The 16,613-nt window shown below is 49.0% G+C and carries 19 protein-coding genes; 10 read left to right on the top strand and 9 right to left on the bottom strand.

All coding sequences use genetic code 11. The features are described from left to right. Nucleotides 1–2: 2 nt before the first annotated feature. From Q0P86_RS07160 to yfcE, 3 genes are all read right to left on the bottom strand, one after another. Nucleotides 3–341 (bottom strand): type II toxin-antitoxin system RelE/ParE family toxin, encoded by a 339-nt coding sequence (locus tag Q0P86_RS07160; RefSeq protein WP_295038444.1) that lies wholly within the window; start codon nucleotides 339–341, stop codon nucleotides 3–5. Next, complete coding sequence (locus Q0P86_RS07165; RefSeq protein WP_295038446.1) at nucleotides 331–606, bottom strand: type II toxin-antitoxin system Phd/YefM family antitoxin; 276 nt, start codon at nucleotides 604–606, stop codon at nucleotides 331–333. The genes Q0P86_RS07160 and Q0P86_RS07165 overlap by 11 nt, the downstream gene beginning before the upstream one ends. A 73-nt stretch (nucleotides 607–679) precedes the next feature. Further along, nucleotides 680–1,252, bottom strand: coding sequence for a phosphodiesterase (gene yfcE, locus Q0P86_RS07170; protein ID WP_295038448.1), 573 nt, complete (start codon nucleotides 1,250–1,252; stop codon nucleotides 680–682). A 97-nt stretch (nucleotides 1,253–1,349) separates the two neighbouring features. Between yfcE and Q0P86_RS07175 the strand changes: the two genes are divergently transcribed. Continuing rightward, on the top strand, nucleotides 1,350–2,243 hold the full coding sequence (locus tag Q0P86_RS07175) for a hypothetical protein (RefSeq protein WP_295038449.1): 894 nt from the start codon (nucleotides 1,350–1,352) through the stop codon (nucleotides 2,241–2,243). Here Q0P86_RS07175 and Q0P86_RS07180 read toward each other — a convergent pair. From Q0P86_RS07180 to Q0P86_RS07190, 3 genes are all read right to left on the bottom strand, one after another. After that, entirely contained in the window at nucleotides 2,240–2,527 is a 288-nt protein-coding gene (locus Q0P86_RS07180; RefSeq protein WP_295038451.1) for a hypothetical protein, read from the bottom strand. The genes Q0P86_RS07175 and Q0P86_RS07180 overlap by 4 nt on opposite strands. Nucleotides 2,528–2,529: 2 nt before the next feature. Beyond that, nucleotides 2,530–2,832: a type II toxin-antitoxin system RelE/ParE family toxin gene (locus Q0P86_RS07185; protein ID WP_295038453.1), complete on the bottom strand. Its 303-nt coding sequence runs from the start codon at nucleotides 2,830–2,832 to the stop codon at nucleotides 2,530–2,532. A 158-nt stretch (nucleotides 2,833–2,990) separates the two neighbouring features. Continuing rightward, nucleotides 2,991–3,602 (bottom strand): hypothetical protein, encoded by a 612-nt coding sequence (locus Q0P86_RS07190; protein ID WP_294114363.1) that lies wholly within the window; start codon nucleotides 3,600–3,602, stop codon nucleotides 2,991–2,993. Between Q0P86_RS07190 and Q0P86_RS07195 the strand changes: the two genes are divergently transcribed. Together Q0P86_RS07195 and mdh are read left to right on the top strand one after the other, a co-directional pair. Further along, on the top strand, nucleotides 3,601–4,230 hold the full coding sequence (locus tag Q0P86_RS07195) for a fibrobacter succinogenes major paralogous domain-containing protein (protein ID WP_294114361.1): 630 nt from the start codon (nucleotides 3,601–3,603) through the stop codon (nucleotides 4,228–4,230). The two genes, Q0P86_RS07190 and Q0P86_RS07195, sit on opposite strands and share 2 nt — an antisense overlap. Nucleotides 4,231–4,891: 661 nt before the next feature. Further along, the gene (gene mdh / locus Q0P86_RS07200) at nucleotides 4,892–5,833 is read left to right on the top strand and encodes a malate dehydrogenase (RefSeq protein ID WP_290995011.1); all 942 of its coding nucleotides are present in this window, start codon (nucleotides 4,892–4,894) and stop codon (nucleotides 5,831–5,833) included. Nucleotides 5,834–6,131: 298 nt separating this feature from the next. Here the strand turns inward: mdh and Q0P86_RS07205 are convergent, their stop codons facing one another. Continuing rightward, nucleotides 6,132–7,106: a KamA family radical SAM protein gene (locus tag Q0P86_RS07205; protein ID WP_290995009.1), complete on the bottom strand. Its 975-nt coding sequence runs from the start codon at nucleotides 7,104–7,106 to the stop codon at nucleotides 6,132–6,134. 41 nt (nucleotides 7,107–7,147) lie between these two features. On the opposite strand from Q0P86_RS07205, the gene efp reads away from it, so the two are divergent. Both efp and Q0P86_RS07215 read left to right on the top strand, forming a co-directional pair. Next, nucleotides 7,148–7,732, top strand: coding sequence for an elongation factor P (gene efp / locus Q0P86_RS07210; protein ID WP_290995007.1), 585 nt, complete (start codon nucleotides 7,148–7,150; stop codon nucleotides 7,730–7,732). Nucleotides 7,733–8,063: 331 nt separating this feature from the next. Then, nucleotides 8,064–9,641 carry a carbohydrate-binding protein gene (locus Q0P86_RS07215; RefSeq protein ID WP_295038456.1) on the top strand — a complete coding sequence of 526 codons (1,578 nt, stop codon included), beginning with the start codon at nucleotides 8,064–8,066 and terminating at the stop codon, nucleotides 9,639–9,641. A gap of 120 nt (nucleotides 9,642–9,761) precedes the next feature. On the opposite strand, the gene Q0P86_RS07220 is transcribed toward Q0P86_RS07215, so the two are convergent. Together Q0P86_RS07220 and Q0P86_RS07225 are read right to left on the bottom strand one after the other, a co-directional pair. Next, nucleotides 9,762–10,739, bottom strand: a complete 978-nt coding sequence (locus Q0P86_RS07220; protein WP_295038458.1) for a hypothetical protein — start codon at nucleotides 10,737–10,739, stop codon at nucleotides 9,762–9,764. Between the two features lie 97 nt (nucleotides 10,740–10,836). Further along, entirely contained in the window at nucleotides 10,837–11,259 is a 423-nt protein-coding gene (locus Q0P86_RS07225; protein ID WP_290995001.1) for a hypothetical protein, read from the bottom strand. A 207-nt stretch (nucleotides 11,260–11,466) separates the two neighbouring features. Here Q0P86_RS07225 and Q0P86_RS07230 point away from each other — a divergent pair, with 207 nt between their 5' ends. Genes Q0P86_RS07230 through Q0P86_RS07250 form a run of 5 tightly spaced genes read left to right on the top strand, consistent with a single transcriptional unit; the run spans nucleotide 11,467 to nucleotide 16,582 of the window. Then, nucleotides 11,467–12,249, top strand: coding sequence for a hypothetical protein (locus Q0P86_RS07230; protein ID WP_290994999.1), 783 nt, complete (start codon nucleotides 11,467–11,469; stop codon nucleotides 12,247–12,249). A 21-nt stretch (nucleotides 12,250–12,270) separates the two neighbouring features. Further along, nucleotides 12,271–13,086, top strand: coding sequence for a DUF6345 domain-containing protein (locus Q0P86_RS07235; RefSeq protein WP_295038460.1), 816 nt, complete (start codon nucleotides 12,271–12,273; stop codon nucleotides 13,084–13,086). Nucleotides 13,087–13,099: 13 nt separating this feature from the next. After that, entirely contained in the window at nucleotides 13,100–13,561 is a 462-nt protein-coding gene (locus Q0P86_RS07240; RefSeq protein ID WP_290994993.1) for a hypothetical protein, read from the top strand. A gap of 49 nt (nucleotides 13,562–13,610) precedes the next feature. Further along, nucleotides 13,611–14,651: a thiamine-phosphate kinase gene (gene thiL, locus Q0P86_RS07245; protein WP_290994990.1), complete on the top strand. Its 1,041-nt coding sequence runs from the start codon at nucleotides 13,611–13,613 to the stop codon at nucleotides 14,649–14,651. After that, nucleotides 14,648–16,582, top strand: a complete 1,935-nt coding sequence (locus tag Q0P86_RS07250) for a type II/IV secretion system protein (protein ID WP_291024875.1) — start codon at nucleotides 14,648–14,650, stop codon at nucleotides 16,580–16,582. Before thiL ends, Q0P86_RS07250 begins: the two co-directional genes overlap by 4 nt. Nucleotides 16,583–16,613 lie beyond the last annotated feature (31 nt).

Below are 16,613 nucleotides of genomic sequence, written 5' to 3' on the forward strand. Positions count from 1 at the left end.
GGCTATATAATCGGGAACATCATGCGTGTCCAGAGGGCGTCGTCTAGATCGCGTCTGGAATCAACAACGGCCAAGACTTTGACGCGGTTTTCTTCTTTGCGGTAAAAGATTCTCCAGGGGCTTACTACGAGTTCTCGGAAACCGTTGATTTGCAAGTATTCTAATTCCACAGGAAGTCTGCCCAAATCAGGAAACTTTTCAAGGACTTGGCATTCCTTTTTTATTCTAGCAAGCGAGTCTTTGGCGTTTTTGGGGCTGCTCGCTGCGATATGCATGATGATGGACTTCAAGTCGAGAGATGCCGATTCGGACCATTCTACAGTGATTTTCTTAGAGGACATTCAGTTCTTTCTCCAAGGAATCAAAGAGGTCTTTTTGATTGATTGTTTTTCCTTTTGAAAATTCGGTTTCGCTTTGGGCAAAGAGCTTGAATAGCTTCAAGCCGTCCTGCATCATTTGAAATGTCTCGGTATCGAGGATTACGCCGCGAGCCTCGCCGTTTTGCGTGACAATGTAGGGTGCACGAGTGTCGTTTACATGGTCTAGTACTTTTGCAGCGTTTGCCTTGATGTAAGAAATCGGCTTGATGTTTTTATAGTCCGGCATAAAACCTCGTGAAAGACTGAATTTGGTATTAAATATAGTCTTTCGCTAGAAATAAAGCAAGCGATATATTTGTCTAATCACGCTTAATCTCAATAGCAGCCAGTTCTGAGCCGGTTTCCAGGTGATGCACGCTGAAACGGGCCGCGCGGCCGGGGGTGGCGCTCTCGTAAATTCCGAAGGTCGGCGGGTTTCCGCCCTTGGGTAGGCTGGTGGAGCCGGGGTTCAGGCAATAGACTCCGTCCACGTTGGTTTCGGCGGTGAAAATGTGGGTGTGCCCCGAAAAATAGATGTCGGCCTTGTAGTGGCTGAACAGGTATGGGTCGTACAGATGACCGTGGCTCAAAAACAGGCGCAGTCCGTTTTCTTCGAATTCGGCATAGTCGGCAAGGCAGGGGAATCCGAGCACCATCTGGTCCACTTCGGCGTCGCAGTTCCCGCGCACCGCGGTAATTTTCTCCTTGAGCGGGCTCAAGAGTTCGACAACTCCTTGCGGGTCGTGTCCGCCCGGCAGCGGGTTCCGCGGTCCGTGATAAAGAAGGTCGCCCAAAAGGAAAATGCGGTCGCATTTGAGCGTGTCGAGGTAAGAAAGCGCCATCTTGCAGGCGTAGGCGGAACCATGGATATCGGAAAGAACTAAAGTGCGCATAGGATAATTCAGAATTCGAATTTCGGAGTTCGGAGATGATTGTAATATAGTTAAAATAGGGTAGGTGGGCGAAATAGAAATAGGTATATTTGACGTGATGAGCGTTTTCTACCACCTTCCCGGCCTGTTCGAATTTTACGACCTATACAAGGCGTTTTTGCCTCTGTTCCGCGAGCATCGGGAATACTTTTACGAGTGGTGCGAAATCGGTTCTATTTACGGTGCGCCCAGCGATTGCCTGTGGGGTGGTGGCCGCGTCGGATTTGGCGATGCGGATCCCGAGGCCGTTGCCGCGCTCACGAAGGAATACGGCATTTCGGCGCGCCTGACCTTCAGCAATTCCTTGCTCCGTGAAGAACATCTTGCCGACAAAAAATCTAATGCCCTGTGTGCCCTGTTCGAGAAAAAAGGAGCGGCTTCGAGCGGCGTTATTGTTCATTCGGATTTGTTGCTCGATTACATCAAGGCGAAGTATCCGGGATTCTATTTCGTTTCTTCGACCACGAAGGTGTTGACGGAATTTAGCTGCTTCGAAGCAGAACTGAACCGCGACGAATTTAGTTACGTGGTGCCGGATTTCAGGCTCAACAAGCAATTCGCCAAACTCAACGCACTATCGGCTGCAGAAAAGCAGAAAGTCGAATTTCTGTGTAATGAATGCTGCTGGTTCGGCTGCCAAGACCGCAAAAAGTGCTACGAGAACGTGAGCCAAAAGAACCTCGGCGAAACTCAAGAAGACCACGTTTGTGCCTCGCCGAACGCAGGGCGCGGCTACCGCTTCTCTGACGCCATGAAAAATCCCGGATTCATCGGAATCAGTGACATCCAAAGCGTGTACGGCCCGCAAGGATTCCGCCACTTTAAAATCGAAGGCCGCAGCCTCGGCAGCGCCATTATCTTGGAGTTTTTGCTCTATTACATGACCAAACCCGAATTCCAGCTCAAGGTCCGCGAAGAAATCTACCTCGACAGCTCGCTGGACTTGTTTTAGACTTTCATCAGATTGGCAAGAATTAATCCGTGTTCGCGGGCATAAGAGATGAAATCTTTTTCTTCTTTTGTAACCCGCATCTGGATTTTTAAGGGCTGAGAAAATTTCGACTTCCGACCAGCGTTTTCCCTTGCACCGCCATGTCCGAAGGTCTTTTCGTAGTAAGCGAGCCCCGAGGCTTTCAGGTAAGCCTTTTCCGATATGATTTTTTCGCCCTTGCAAACTTCAGACTTCAGTTTCTTGGAAACATAGCCTTCTGAATCTTTGATATATACATACTGCATTGTTACACCTCTTTCAGTCGTTGTTTAGCAAGTTTGATTTTATCCTTTGGCGTCTTTTGACTCTTTTTGACGAATACGACGCCAATGATGATGATTTTACCTTCTTGATACTTAAACAGAGAACGCAATTCCCTTGATTTAATTTCAAAAATTTTGTTCTGCAGATGTTTGACACGAACATACTCGATCCCCTTCGTTTCGATCAGATTATATTCTGATTTCAACAGGTTCTGTTGTTCTTGCGTCAATTCTGTAATTTCTCTATTTACGGCATCAAGTTTTTCAACCTTGAATGTGTTTTCCATAATATACTTTTTTATCTTGAATATGTCAACATAATCAAGTTTTCGTATCGGGAACGCCCCCGTTTGGCGAATAGGGACAGCCCCCATCTCTATGTATACACGCTGATTTGGGGCGTTTGTGAAAAAATTTTGATGTAAAAAGATGTTTGCGGATAGAATTAAAATGTATATTTAGCGGGAAAGGTGCTTATGGCTTTGAAGAAATTCTTGATGATTGGTGTTGTGGCGGGGTTGCTGGTTGCTTGCGGCGATGAAGCTAGCGACAAGTCGCCGGTGCAGGTTGCCGAAGAATCCTCGTCGAGCGTCGATGAAGTTTTGTCGAGTTCTGTGAATGTAGAAGAATCTTCGAGTTCGTTTGAAAGCGAAGGCTTGTCCAGTTCGGTCGAAAGCGGAGCATCTTCCAGTTCCGAGAAATCTACAGAGTCCAGTAGCGGCAAGAACACCGAACCCGCCGAAGTGTATTCTTGCAGTGTAGCGGAAGGATCGTCCAGCTCAACGACCGTTGAACAATCTTCCAGTTCGGTGAAAGCGGAACAGTCTTCAAGTTCCGAAAAAGTTGCGGAACCTTCTAGTTCGTCGAAAGTCCAAGAATCTTCAAGTTCTGTCAAAGTGGAAGAGTCGTCCAGTTCCGCCCAAACCGATGCATCTTCCAGTTCCGAAAAGCCCGCAGAATCCAGCAGCAGCGAAAAAGTAGCGGAAAGTTCTTCGAGTGAAAAATCAAGTAGTTCTGTTATCCAACCTTGTAAAACAGCGACAGAAGATAATTGCATTTATGGAACATTATTCGATGATAGAGATGGTAAAACATATAAAACAGTGAAAATTGGTGAACAATGGTGGATGGCTGAAAATTTGAATTATGCAGACAGTTCAAAAACAGCTAGTTTGATGGGAAAGAGTTGGTGTTACAACAATTCTGTTGAATCATGTAATAAATACGGTCGTTTATACACCTGGGCCGCAGCAATTGACTCAGTAAAACTCGCTACAGGTATAGACAACCCGTTGGACTGTGGTTTTGATAAGAACTGCCCCCTGCCTGATACGGTTTACGGAATATGCCCGCCGGGTTGGCACCTACCAAGCAAAGATGAATGGTTTTCATTATTCAATGCGGTGGGCGGAAAAGCAACAGCAGGCAATGTTCTTAAGTCTTTGAGTGGCTGGTATAATGACGAAAATGGAATGGACGGCGTTGGTTTTTGCGCTTTGCCTGCTGGTAACAGAAACCCATACGGATCGTTCAACTATAATGGTTATCGAGCGCTCTTTTGGACCGCTTTACAGCGTGGTGAAGTCGACGCATACAGTATGTATTTATACTACAACAATGGGTATGCAGGTTTGAATTACGATTTTAAGCTGTATGCTTACTCTGTTCGTTGTCTAAAAAACTAACAAAACCAAGTTGTTTTCACCCGGAGCGAATCTTGACGAAACGCTCCTTTTTTTAGGTCGAAACATGGGTAAAACGGCGGCGAGAGCCTGACCGCAAAGCGAACATTCGTCGGCCAAAGGCCGAGGCCATGTGAGCGTGCGGTGCAGGCTGAGCCGGAGCGCTGTTTGCATGGGGAATCTTTTTTCTCGGATTAAAAGGGAGGTCCCCGCCTTCGCGGGGAAGACAAATTAGCAGCATGACAGTTAGCCCTAAGGCGGAAGAAGATGAGTCGTTGAGCGAACATTAGAGGCCGAAGGCCGAATCCATGTGAGCGAGACGAGCTCGTCTCTGGAGCCGTGGGCAGCCTGCTACCGGGGGTTTTAGGGGGTGGAACCCCTTAGGCGAGGGGGTAGCGGAAGACCCGGCGTGGATTGCTTCGTCCCTATTCGGGGTTCGCAATGACGTGTCGTATGCCGGGGCTGAAGCGACCTTTGGACACTTAGCACTTTAGTGCTTAGTGTACATGGCCACCTTTAGGTGGTGCGGGAGGCTTCCCCCCGTGGACTTAGCTTATTTTTTCCGTTTTTCGGCTTTTTGGGGCGTTTTTTCATTGTCTGAAACACGAAAAAGTGCTATATTTGATGCGTAAAAATCTAATTACCTTAAAAGGAAGGTTAAATCATGGCTAGAAAGAAGATTGCACTCGTTGGTGCTGGTCAAATCGGTGGTACAATGGCTCTCGTGCTCGCCCAGAAGAATCTTGGCGACGTGGTCCTTATCGATATTCCGCAGACTCAGGGCATGCCGAAGGGCAAGGCTCTCGATATCATGGAAGGCCGCTCTGTCATCAACTCTTCCGTGGATCTTCAGGGTTCTACCGACTACTCCGCCATCAAGGGCGCAGACGTCGTGATCGTGACCGCCGGTTTCCCGCGTATGCCGGGCATGAGCCGTGACGACCTCCTGGACAAGAACTGCGGCGTGATCAAGACCGTTGCCGAAGCCATCAAGGAAAACGCTCCGGATGCATTCGTCATCGTGATCACCAACCCGCTGGACGCCATGGTCTACAACATGCAGAAGCAGTCCGGTCTCCCGGCCAACAAGGTCATCGGTATGGCTGGCGTGCTTGACTCTGCCCGTCTCGCTTGCTTCGTGGCCGACGAACTGGGCGTGTCTGTCGAAGACGTGAAGGCCCTCGTGATGGGCGGTCACGGCGACACGATGGTTTCCATCATGGAATGCGTGTCCGTTGGCGGTATCCCGGTTTCTCAGCTCATGAGCAAGGAAAAGTTTGCCGAACTCGCCAAGCGTACCGCCGGTGCCGGTGGCGAAATCGTGAACCTCCTCGGCCGCGGCTCTGCCTTCTACAGCCCGGCAACTTCTGCCATCCACATGGCCGAAGCCTACCTCCTCGACAAGAAGAGCGTGTTCTCTTGCGCTGCCAAGCTGAACGGCGAATACGGCGTTAAGGGCCTCTACTGTGGCGTGCCGGTCGTGGTCGGTGCAAATGGTGTCGAAAAGATTCTCGAAGTCAAGATGAGTGCCGAAGAAAAGGCCGCCTTCGACAAGTCCGTTGAGGCTTGCAAGAAGAACGCCGAATGGGTCGACGCACATACGTAATAAGACCGGACCGACTAGAGATAAGTCGGTACTTACTCAACAGTCGGTTCTCTCGCAAACACGACCGGTTAATACCGGTCGTTTTTTGCTCGCACATAATAAAACCGAACCGGCTAACTTCGGCTAAGTCCGTACCCTGAAGCCGGTTCTCTCGCAACCGCCCTCGGTTAACCCCGAGGGCTTTGTTGCTCACAGAGACCGTTCGCGCCTAATCGCGTAAATAAGAACTAAAAAATCCCTCGGTTTAAGCCGGGGGAGTTTTTGCTTAAATTAGATGAAACTTTTGGCGGGTCTGTTTTCAAACGGGCGTTTTGCTTTTTTCGCCGGCGATTTCGCGGACGAGTTTTGGTACAAGGTAACCGGGTAACTTGGTGCGGATTTCTGCAATCAGCTTGCGGGCTTCGTCATCGCCAACTTCGAAGTGCGCGACACCGTTGGCGTGATCCAGCTGGTGCAGGTAGTAGGGGAGAACTCCTTGCGTAAATAGCTTGCGGCAGAGGTTGTTTAGTTTGTATGCATCGTCGCTAATTCCTCGCAATAGCACGCTTTGGTTCAAGAGCGTCCAGCCGCTAAAACGCAACTGAGCAAAAACAGTTGCCGATTCCTCGTCGAGTTCGTCAGCGTGGTCCACATGCGACACTAGAACGCTGCTAAACCTAGCGGGCAATTCACGCAGCAGTTCAAAATGCTGCATTACCAGGTCCGGGCGCATCACGGGGAGGCGCGTATGGATTCTGAGCGTCGTTACTGAGGCGTGCATGGCAATCGCCTCGATCAGCTCGCGGAAGGCGCCGGGACCAAGCGTCAGCGGGTCGCCACCCGAAAGGATTACTTCCCAGACGTCGCTGTGAACGTCCAGCCAGTTGCTCACCTGGCGGGCGATATCGGGAATGTTCTGGAAAGGGTAGTTCTTGCGGAAACAGAATCGGCAACGTGCACCGCAGGTGGCGGTCGAGACTATCAGGGCTCGTTGGTCGTATTTCTGGATGACGCAGTCGGATTTTCCGGCAGGCAGGTCGCCCACGGGGTCGTCTACGAAACCCTCGACTTTGTTAAGTTCGTCCTTGGTCGGTAAAATTTCGCGTAACAGGGCGGCAGGGTCGCCAGCCTTCTTGATCAGGTCGGCATAATGCCTTGAGCACAGGAACGGAAACTTGGGGTTCAGGTCAAGGTTTGCCAGGGCAGTCGTCTTGGCGATGGTGGTCGCCAGATCGGTACCTAAATACTCCAAAAAGTCAGGAATTTGTGTGAAAACTTTAACTGCTGCGTCCATTATATTGCTAAATTTAGAATCAAAATCAACAAGAGGATAATATGGGTACTGTAAGCACCAACGAATTCCGCAAGAAACTTAAAATCATGGTTGATGGTCAGCCGTACGAAATCATCGAAAACCAGTTCGTGAAGCCGGGTAAGGGCCAGGCCTTTAACCGCGTTCGCATCAAGAACTTGGTGACCGGCCGCACCCTCGAACGCACCTGGAAGAGTGGCGATACGGTTGAAGAAGCCGATGTGACCTTCACCGAAATGACTTACCTCTACAATGACGGTTCTACTTGGTATTTCTTGAACAACGAAACTCAGGAAACTGAAGAAATTGCTAAGGAAAATCTGAACGGCTGCGAAGTTTGGCTTCTCGATGGCGCTACTGTCGAAGTCACCTGGTGGAAGGACCCGAAGACTCAGGCAACGCTTCCGATCGAAGTGATTCCGCCTACCTTCGTTGACCTCATGATTATCGACGCTCCTCCGGCAGTCCAGGGCAACACCAGCGGTAACGTGATGCGTGAATGCACCGTCGAAACCGGCGCCAAGGTGATGATCCCGCTCTTCATCGAGAACAACACCAAGATCCGCGTGGATACCCGCGACGGTTCTTACCTCGAACGCGCGAAGTAATTTTAGCGTGTCATCCTGAGCGGAGCCCGTAAGGGCGAAGTCGAAGGATCTAACGAAATTCAATTGCCTCGTCCAATCGACGGGGCTTTTTTGTATGAGTGTCACACTGATTTGATTTTACTAACGTAAAATCTGATTTGAAAAAAACAATTTTTTTCTGAAATGCCGTTAGGCATTTCGAATTCGTGTGACGATAAACAGAATTTACTTTGTGGGATTAACTTTCTTTGTCTTCATTGACAATCTGTCTATAGAATAAGGGCGCCGGGGGCGCCTTTTGTGTTTTTTTCAGGATAATTTTTAAATGGATGTTTGAAAAAGAAGGGTTGTCATGGGATTTTTAAATAAATTCTCTGGTTTCGCGCCTGCAGCGTGTTTTGCTACGGGCTTAATGATGTTCGGTGCAATTCAGGCGAATGCCGCTCCGGACCCAAATTTCCACATTTACATCGCATACGGCCAGTCCAACATGGGTGGCACTGCCGATGCCCAGAGCGCCGACAAGGCCGAAAACCCGCGCTTCAAGATTTTCGCCTCGCAAAAGTGCAGCGGCAAGGGTCGCAACACCATCGGTGAGGTTTACCCGGCGGTACCTTCGCTGTTCAACTGTGGCAACACGATTTCGATTGCCGACTGGTTCGGCCGCACGATGGCCGACAGCATGCCTGACGTGACCATCGGAATTATCCCGGTCGCGGTAGGCGGCGCAAGCATCAAGCTTTTCGACCAGGACCAGTACGCAAGCTACCTCTCTACGGCGGAGGATTGGCTGAAGAACTACGCGAAGGAATACGCGAGCGACGGCAACGTCACCAAGACGATTATCGATATCGCGAAGAAGGCGCAGCAGGTGGGTGTCATCAAGGGATTCATCTTCCACCAGGGTGAAACCGACGGCGGCTACCCGGACTGGCCGAAAATCGTGAAGAAAACCCGCGACGATATCCTCAAGGCGCTCGACATGAGTTCCGACACGGTGCCGTTCGTGGCGGGCGAACTCCTGCGTTCGGGCTGCTGCTATTCCGATCGCGTGTCGAAACTCCCGAATACGATGGACAATACTTACTACGCGTCGTCCGAGGGCCTTGGCGGCAATGGCGTGGACCGCTACCATTTCGGTCACGATGCCTACGTGACATTTGGCAAGCGCTATGCGGAGCAGATGCTCAATGCCGTGAACAGGGTGCCTGTAGAACCGGTTCCGCAAAAGCCTTTCAAGGGTAAGCCGTTTGAAATTCCGGGCAAGATCGAGGCCGAAGACTTCGACATTCCGGGTGTCGGCTCGGGCAATGACTCCTACAAGGAAAACGATTCCGAAGACCATGGCGGTAGCAATTACCGCGAAGGGACGGGCGTCGACATTTACAAGAAGGCGACGGGCTACATCGTGGGCTACAACCAGGAAGGCGAATGGCTCGAATACACCGTGAACGTGAAGGAAGCGGGCGAATATTCCTTCTACGCGTCGGTCGCATCCGCAAACGAGACTTCGAGCTTCCAGATGTCGCTTGACGGCAAGAACATCACCGACGTGATCTCTGTCCCGAAAAACGAAGGCGAGGACAACTACGACGACTACAACAAGGTGCGGGCGACGGTGAACCTCCCTGCGGGCGAACACATATTGCGCTTTACGGTAACCGGTTCCTGGATGGATGTGGATTACTTTGTGTTCGGAGAAGACGAAATCGTTTGCGTTGACGGATGCACAGACTTTGTAAGGCCTGCGCTGTCGCACGCAGCCGGAGCCGAAAACTACCGCATTTTCGACATGAACGGGGGCTATCTGGGAAAGGTGCGAGCCTCTGGAATGCAGGAACTCCGCGCCAGCGCAAAAACCCTCGTGAAAAACGGCGGCATGTTCATCGCAAAATCCCGCACAGGCTCCACGACGATACAGATAAAATAATTAGCACCCAGCACACCGCAGGTGTGCTCACGCAAATAAACCGCACAAATCCGAGGAACAAGATTTGGGCAATGCGGTTTATTAAGTGTAGGGAGGGTATTAGGGAGGGCTGTGCCCTCCCTAGTCATTCAACGCGGAGCGGAATACTTCCGCGACGCGGTCCGGGTTGTCGCTTTTAAGCCAACTGAGCGTTTCGGTGCCGCGGTAGCTCCAGGCGAAAATGTTGTCGATACCTGCGGCGCGACTCTCGGAAACGGCGATGGCGAGGTCGTTTTCACGGCCCGCCTCTATCTGGTAGGCCTTGACCCACATCTGCACGGCCTTGCCGTACTTGGCGGCGACTTCGGTCAGCTTGCGAGCAGTCTCGGCGTATTTTTCGCGGACCCATTCCTCGCTTGCACCGCGTTCCCAGTACGGGTCGCTGGCCACTTCGTCTACGCTTGCAAGGCCTGCGACGCGGCCCCAGTCGTCGAGCCCCGCGGGGAACCATAGCGGCAGCATGCACACGCAGTTGCGCTTGCCGCGGGCATGAACGTCTTCGGTCATTTCTTTCAGAAAATCAATCAGGCTGTCCTCGCGGAACTTCAACACGTCTTCGGTGAGTTCGGCAGGCATCTCGTACCCGAAACGCGCCTTGAACAGCGCCCGGCACTTTTCACACCTGCAACTCCAGTTCTGCAGCCCGCCCTTCTCGAAGTAAAAGTGCGGCTCGTCCCAGAAGATAGTGCTCACCTTCGTGGCGCAAACGGATTCAATCCACTTGTGCATATAGGCGCGGAATTCGGGGTGGTTCGGGCAGGCGGCCACCTTGGGCTTGCCGTCGAGAGCTACCTGGCATAAGTCGTGGTTCCTTGCGGTGAGTTCCGAATACGCTTCACCGCCAAAGACGCGGCCCACACCCCACGGGTTCACGTAGACCGTCAGACCCAAGTCTGCGGACTTGTCCACGATTTCCTTCATGGTGCCGTAGTAATACTGTTGGTCTTCTTCGCTCCAGGTGTGGAGCACTGCGTTAAAACCCGCTGCCTTGACGTCCTGCATATCGGCAAGAACATGCTTAGGCGAGCGCACACCAAAATAACTTACGCCTTTAATCATAATGGGTAATGTAGTATTTAGAATTTAGAACTTAGAGCTTAGAACTTAGAAAATGTCTAAGTTCTACCAACTAAGCTCTACCAACTGTGCCGCAGGCCTAGTTATTTGCCCATTGGGGAGATCCGCTCTTGAGCAGCACCTGTTCCAGGGTGCTGTACCATTCCTCTTCGCGTACCGGTTTGCGGACCCAGTAGTAGTTTTCGTCGCTTTCCGGAAGTGGCATGTTGTCGGGAACGAGTTCCACGATCCACGATTCGGGGATTCCGTCGTGCAGGAGCTTGCTGAACTTGAGGTTCTGCTCGCACGGCTTGTCGGAATGGTCCAAAATAATCAAGGCGGGGGACTGACCGATAATCAGGGCCGATTCCAGAAGATTTGTGGCATCCTCGATGGAATTGCAACTGTACATCGTAGAATCTTCTGCCAGGTCTCCGTGCTCCAACAGCCAACGGAAAGTCCATTGGCTCAACCGGTCCAGGCTGCCGGGAGAAGACGGGGCTATAAAGAAGATGTGTCCCATGGCCTAAAAGATAGGTAATTCTCGCACGTTGTGGATAGATTTTTTGCCCTTTTTGAAAAAATATTTTTTATCCTAAAGAAATTCTCATCTTGTCAACAATTTGTTCTCTGTTTGTTTTTGCTGATGATTGGTTTAGGTGAGTTGACTTTTTTTATGAGAAAAGATATATTTGTATAGAAAGTTTTTTTCTTATGAAAGGATGAAAAAATGCTTAAACGGGTTTTGTTGTTTGCTTTTATTACTTTTTCTTTGGTAGATGCTCAATTTATTTCTAGTCCCAGTGTTTTGCAACGAGCGGAAAAGTTTTTGCAAAGGTATACGGAATCTAGTGATTCTACTTATACTGTTTATGAAGTTAAAGGAAACATAAAGCTTCCAATGAAGGTTGATGTTCCTATTGAAAATTTTGGTGGAAGATACATAATTAATCTTAATTCCGGTACAAGAAATATAAGAGTAAATGATTTTGAAGAATTTAATTTGCGTAAAATAGCATCGGAGGATTTGCGAAACTATTTTAACAACGAAGTGCTAAATTCTAGTAAAATCACTCGTGTTGCTTTTGAACATCAACAAAGAAATGGTCAGTCTGAAATTGTGGGGGGCATTGTTATGTTTCATCAATTGGTTCAGAATGTAATTGTTCGTGGTGATGCTTTTATTTTTTTGTATTATGATGCTCTTTCTAATTTGAAAAAAATAGAATATAGCTGGTTGAATGTTAAAAAGAAAATCAAGAAAATTGATTTTTGCAAAGAATGTATTTTAGAATCTCATATGGATAAGCTTGAACAAGAAATATCTAGAATTAGTAGGGATATAAAAAGTGAAAATATGCAGGGGGAATTGTATGATGCTGTTAGAAGTTGGCGTATGACAACGGATTCTTCTGGAAATGGCATATTGGTTCCTTGTTTGACCTATTTAGGACATTTTGACGATAAAGGTACTATACGGTATATTTCTTTTGATGTTGATGAGATTTTTTAGAGATATAAAGGGAAAATGATTATGAGAAAGTTTTTTTTAGTGATGATTTTGTCGTTTTCTGTAAGTTTTGCAGTTAATCAGGGACGTTTGCTAAATTTAAATTTTGCCACATATGCAATTAATAGTTATTCCAATAATTGGCAAAGCCCGTTAAGCTGGTCTGTTACGCTTGCAGATTCTTTGAGAGCTGCTGTTTATCAGAGTATCACTGCGATGAATATTTTGTATGGTTATGGGACGAATCCAACAGCAGTTTCTTTCGACTATTATGTTAATTCAGGTGTAAGACTTGTTAATTTTTTAAGTCAAGACGCCCAGAATTATAATTTTGTTTTTTATCATGGACATGGAGCTCCTAATGAAATCACTCTTTGGAATCCGAATGCTGTCTTGTCTAATGTGACTTCGGGTAATGGGGTTAGGAACACCTATTGGCTATGGTTGAGTGCTTGCTCTGTATTTCGAAATGGCTATTCTAATCAGGATCCTTGGTTTGACGGAGTGTTTACGGGTGTTCATTCCATATTAGGTTTAAGTTCTGTAGGCTTTGGAAATTTATATGTGATGAAAGCATACCAAAATTTTGCTTATCGATGGTTTATGCAAAATGAAAAAATATGGGATGCTTATTATACGGCTGTTATGAATATTTTGCATACTCAAGGGGGGTATGATATTGAACCGAAAATAGTCTATCGCTATGGCTATATAAATGGAATTTTCTTTGATCCTTGGGAAGAAAAATTTCGAAACTCCTATCTTGGACCTGTATTTTATAACAATGATTATGATGGCATTGGTTCTAGATGGATAACTTTGGGTACGCCAACCTATTAGTAAAGGAGAAAAAATGAAATTCTTAATATGTTGTGTTGCTATATCTATCATTTTTTGTGCTTGTTCCTCGTCGGATGATGATAAAAATGTAGTGCTGTCAGGCAATGAAGATAAGACTGAGCTAAAGCGTCAAAAAGAAATATCAGTTGAACTTCTGTCGGTTGATTCGTGTATAGCTCGTTTTGATTCTAAAAATCCAACAATGGGGGTAGATTCTTTTGTGATTAAGCCGGCCGATGAGGATTGTTATACAATTCGTGTACTTGGCAACACTCAATGTCCTCCAGCGGAAAAACCGGATAATTTAGAGTTTTCAGTAGAAGGAGATACTCTTTATCTGAATATTGATAAAAAGAATCGATATACAGATGTCTCTTGTACTTGTATGTATTGGGCTGATGTTATGGTAAAAGGATCTATTTACTTTGATAAGGTTAAGATTAACGGAAATGTTTTCTCTGTTTCTATAGAATAGAACTTGCTAAACGCTTAAATCGGGAATATTTTTTTCCTAATTTAGTTTTATGTTTCCAAATTTAGGCGAATTTCGTTTTATTGAGACTCTCCTGAATGGTTCCGCCGATTTCACGCACGAGTCCCCACAAAGTCGCAGTTGGCTCGGCGTGGGCGATGACTGCGCCATCTTTGACGGTTGGCTTGTGACCAAGGACTTGTCGGTCGAAAAAACGCACTTTCGGCTGGATTGGTCGACTCCCGAACAGGCGGTTGAAAAGCATATCGTCTCGAACGTGTCGGACATTTCTGCCATGGGCGGAACGCCGAAACTGGCTCTGCTCGGACTTTGCATCAACAAAAGCTGGTCCGAAGAAACCCGCACCCGCGTGCAGGCCGCCCTTTCGCAGGGCTTTGCCAAACGTGGAATCGCCTTGATTGGCGGCGACACCGTGGTGGGCGAGGTGGGGATGTTCTCGACGACCCTCTTGGGGGTGCTCGGCGACGCATCACCAGACGCCTCATCAGGCGCGTCACCCGACGGTGCGTTTGAGTTTCCGCGTCCCCTTTTGCGTTCGGCGGTCAAACCGGGTGACGCCCTGTACGTGAACGGGACTCTCGGCAAGTCCGGGGCGGGGCTCTGGCTCCTGATGAACCACCCCGAAGCGGCATCCGAATTCCCCAAGCTGGTGGAATACCATCTTTCTCCGCAGATTTGTGAATCGGCGGGGGCGGAACTGATTCGTTTGGGAGCCTATGGCGCGGCGGTGGACATTAGCGATGGTCTTTCTTCGGAGCTGAACCATCTGGCGGTGGCCTCGGGGGTGAACCTGCAAATTGAGGAATCCTTGCTTCCGATTGACGCGGAAGTCCATCGTCTGTGTGTTAGATATCACCTTGATCCTCTTGATTTTGCATTAAATGGGGGCGAAGAATACGAACTTCTGTTTGCAAATTCATGCCCAAATAGTATATTTGAAGAAAATGTTCGATTAGGCAAGGTGTGTAGAATAGGGAATGCGCTAGAAAAGTCTGGTGCACTTGAAGTTTGCATGCTGCGTCAAGATGGAGAGTTTTTGCCCGTACCCCCGCGGGCGTGGTCGCATATATGATGAACAACAACAAGATGAACCTTGGCCAGTTGTTGCTTCGTCAGGGATTCCTCGACGAAGACCAGTTGGCTCACGCCATGGCCGAACATAAACGTACCGGTCTCATGCTCAGTAAGATTCTGTCGCGCCTTGGCATGGTGAGCAATGAAACGCTAACGAACATCCTCGGGTCGCAGATGCAGTCTTCGACCAAGATGCGTATCGGTGAAATGCTCCTCGCTCAAGGGTACATTACGCAGGAGCAGCTAGACAAGGCTCTTGAAACCCAGAAAACTTCGGGTAAGCGCCTTGGCCGTACATTGGTGGACCTGGGCTACATGCCCGAGGAACGCCTTGTTGAAATTCTTTCGAGGCAGTTCGAAGTTCCGTATGTAAAGCTAGACAATTTCAATATTGACCCGAACGCCTATACCTTCTTGCCCGAAGACATGTGCAAGCAGTACAAGGTGGTGCCGCTGTTCGTGCAGGAGGGTGAAGATGAACACCGCCAGGTTCGCTCCGTGATGACGATTGCCATGACGGACCCGACCAACATGCGCACGATTAGCATCGTGAAGTTCAAGGTCCGTATGGATGTTGACGTGGTGATGGCGTCCGAAGCCGACGTGATGAAGGCGATTGAACGCGTGTTCTCCGGTCACGGTCCTGCCGAGGAATCCTTGGCCGACTTGATCAGCGAATCCAAGGACAGCGATGAACTGGAAACGGTGGAACGCGGTCAGGGTGGTAACGACGAACCCGAACTGAGTGACGAAGAAGGTCGTCAGGTGGTGAAGATCGTGACGACGCTGATTCACGAAGCCATTGCCCGTAAGGCCTCCGATATTCACTTGGAACCGCAGGAAACCTTCCTCAAGCTGCGTTACCGTATTGACGGTGACCTTCAGGTGATGTCCCCGATTCCGGCACGTTTGATGCCGCAGATTCTGTCGCGTATCAAGCTCCTTTCGAAGATGGATATTGCCGAAAAACGTAAACCGTTGGACGGCCGCTTTACCGTGCGTTACAAGGGATCCGAAGTTGACCTTCGTGTGAGCTCGTTCCCGATTTCTTTGCGTAAGCGCGGCGTTTGCGAAAAGATCGTTATGCGTATCTTGAACCCGAACTCCGGTCAGTTCCCTCTGAAAGACATGGGTTTCGACCCGCGCGTGCTCAAACAGTTTATCGATGCAATTAATGCTCCTAACGGCATTGTGCTGGTGACCGGTCCTACCGGTTCCGGTAAGTCTACCACGCTTTATGCTTCCATTCGAGAAATTTTGGATTCCACGATCAACATCTCTACGATGGAAGACCCGGTGGAATTGAATATTGACGGTGTGAACCAAGGACAAATTAACAACGCCGCGGGCTTTACCTTTGCGGCGGGCATCCGCGCCCTTTTGCGTCAGGACCCGGACGTGATTATGATCGGTGAAATGCGTGACCAGGAAACTTCGTCCATGGCTATCGAAGCTGCTTTGACGGGTCACTTGGTCTTCAGTACGCTCCATACCAACGATGCTGCCGGCGCATTCCCGCGTTTGCTCGAAATGGGTTTGGAACCCTTCCTTGTGTCTACCGCCATCAAGGGCGTGCTTGCACAACGTCTTGTGCGCCGTATCTGTAAGTACTGTAAGGAACCTGTCGAAATTTCGCAGGCCATGCGCGACGAATTCCACTTGACTCCCGATATGCAGTTCTACCACGGCAAGGGTTGCGACAAGTGCGATGGTTCGGGCTACAAGGGCCGTTGCGGTATTTACGAGTTCCTGGTGCCGAACGAAACCGTGCGTAACCTTATCATCAAGCGTTCTTCGGGCGATGTCATCAAGCGCGCCGCCATCCAGGAATGCGGCATGATTACGCTGCGTATGGACGGTATCCAGAAGGCGTTGAACGGTCATACCACGCTCGAACAGGCCATTGGCGCTTCGACTGCCGACGACTAGTTTCGTTCTTAAGTTGAATGTGAAAATGCCC

Source organism: uncultured Fibrobacter sp. (assembly GCF_946062555.1).
Taxonomy (GTDB): domain Bacteria; phylum Fibrobacterota; class Fibrobacteria; order Fibrobacterales; family Fibrobacteraceae; genus Fibrobacter.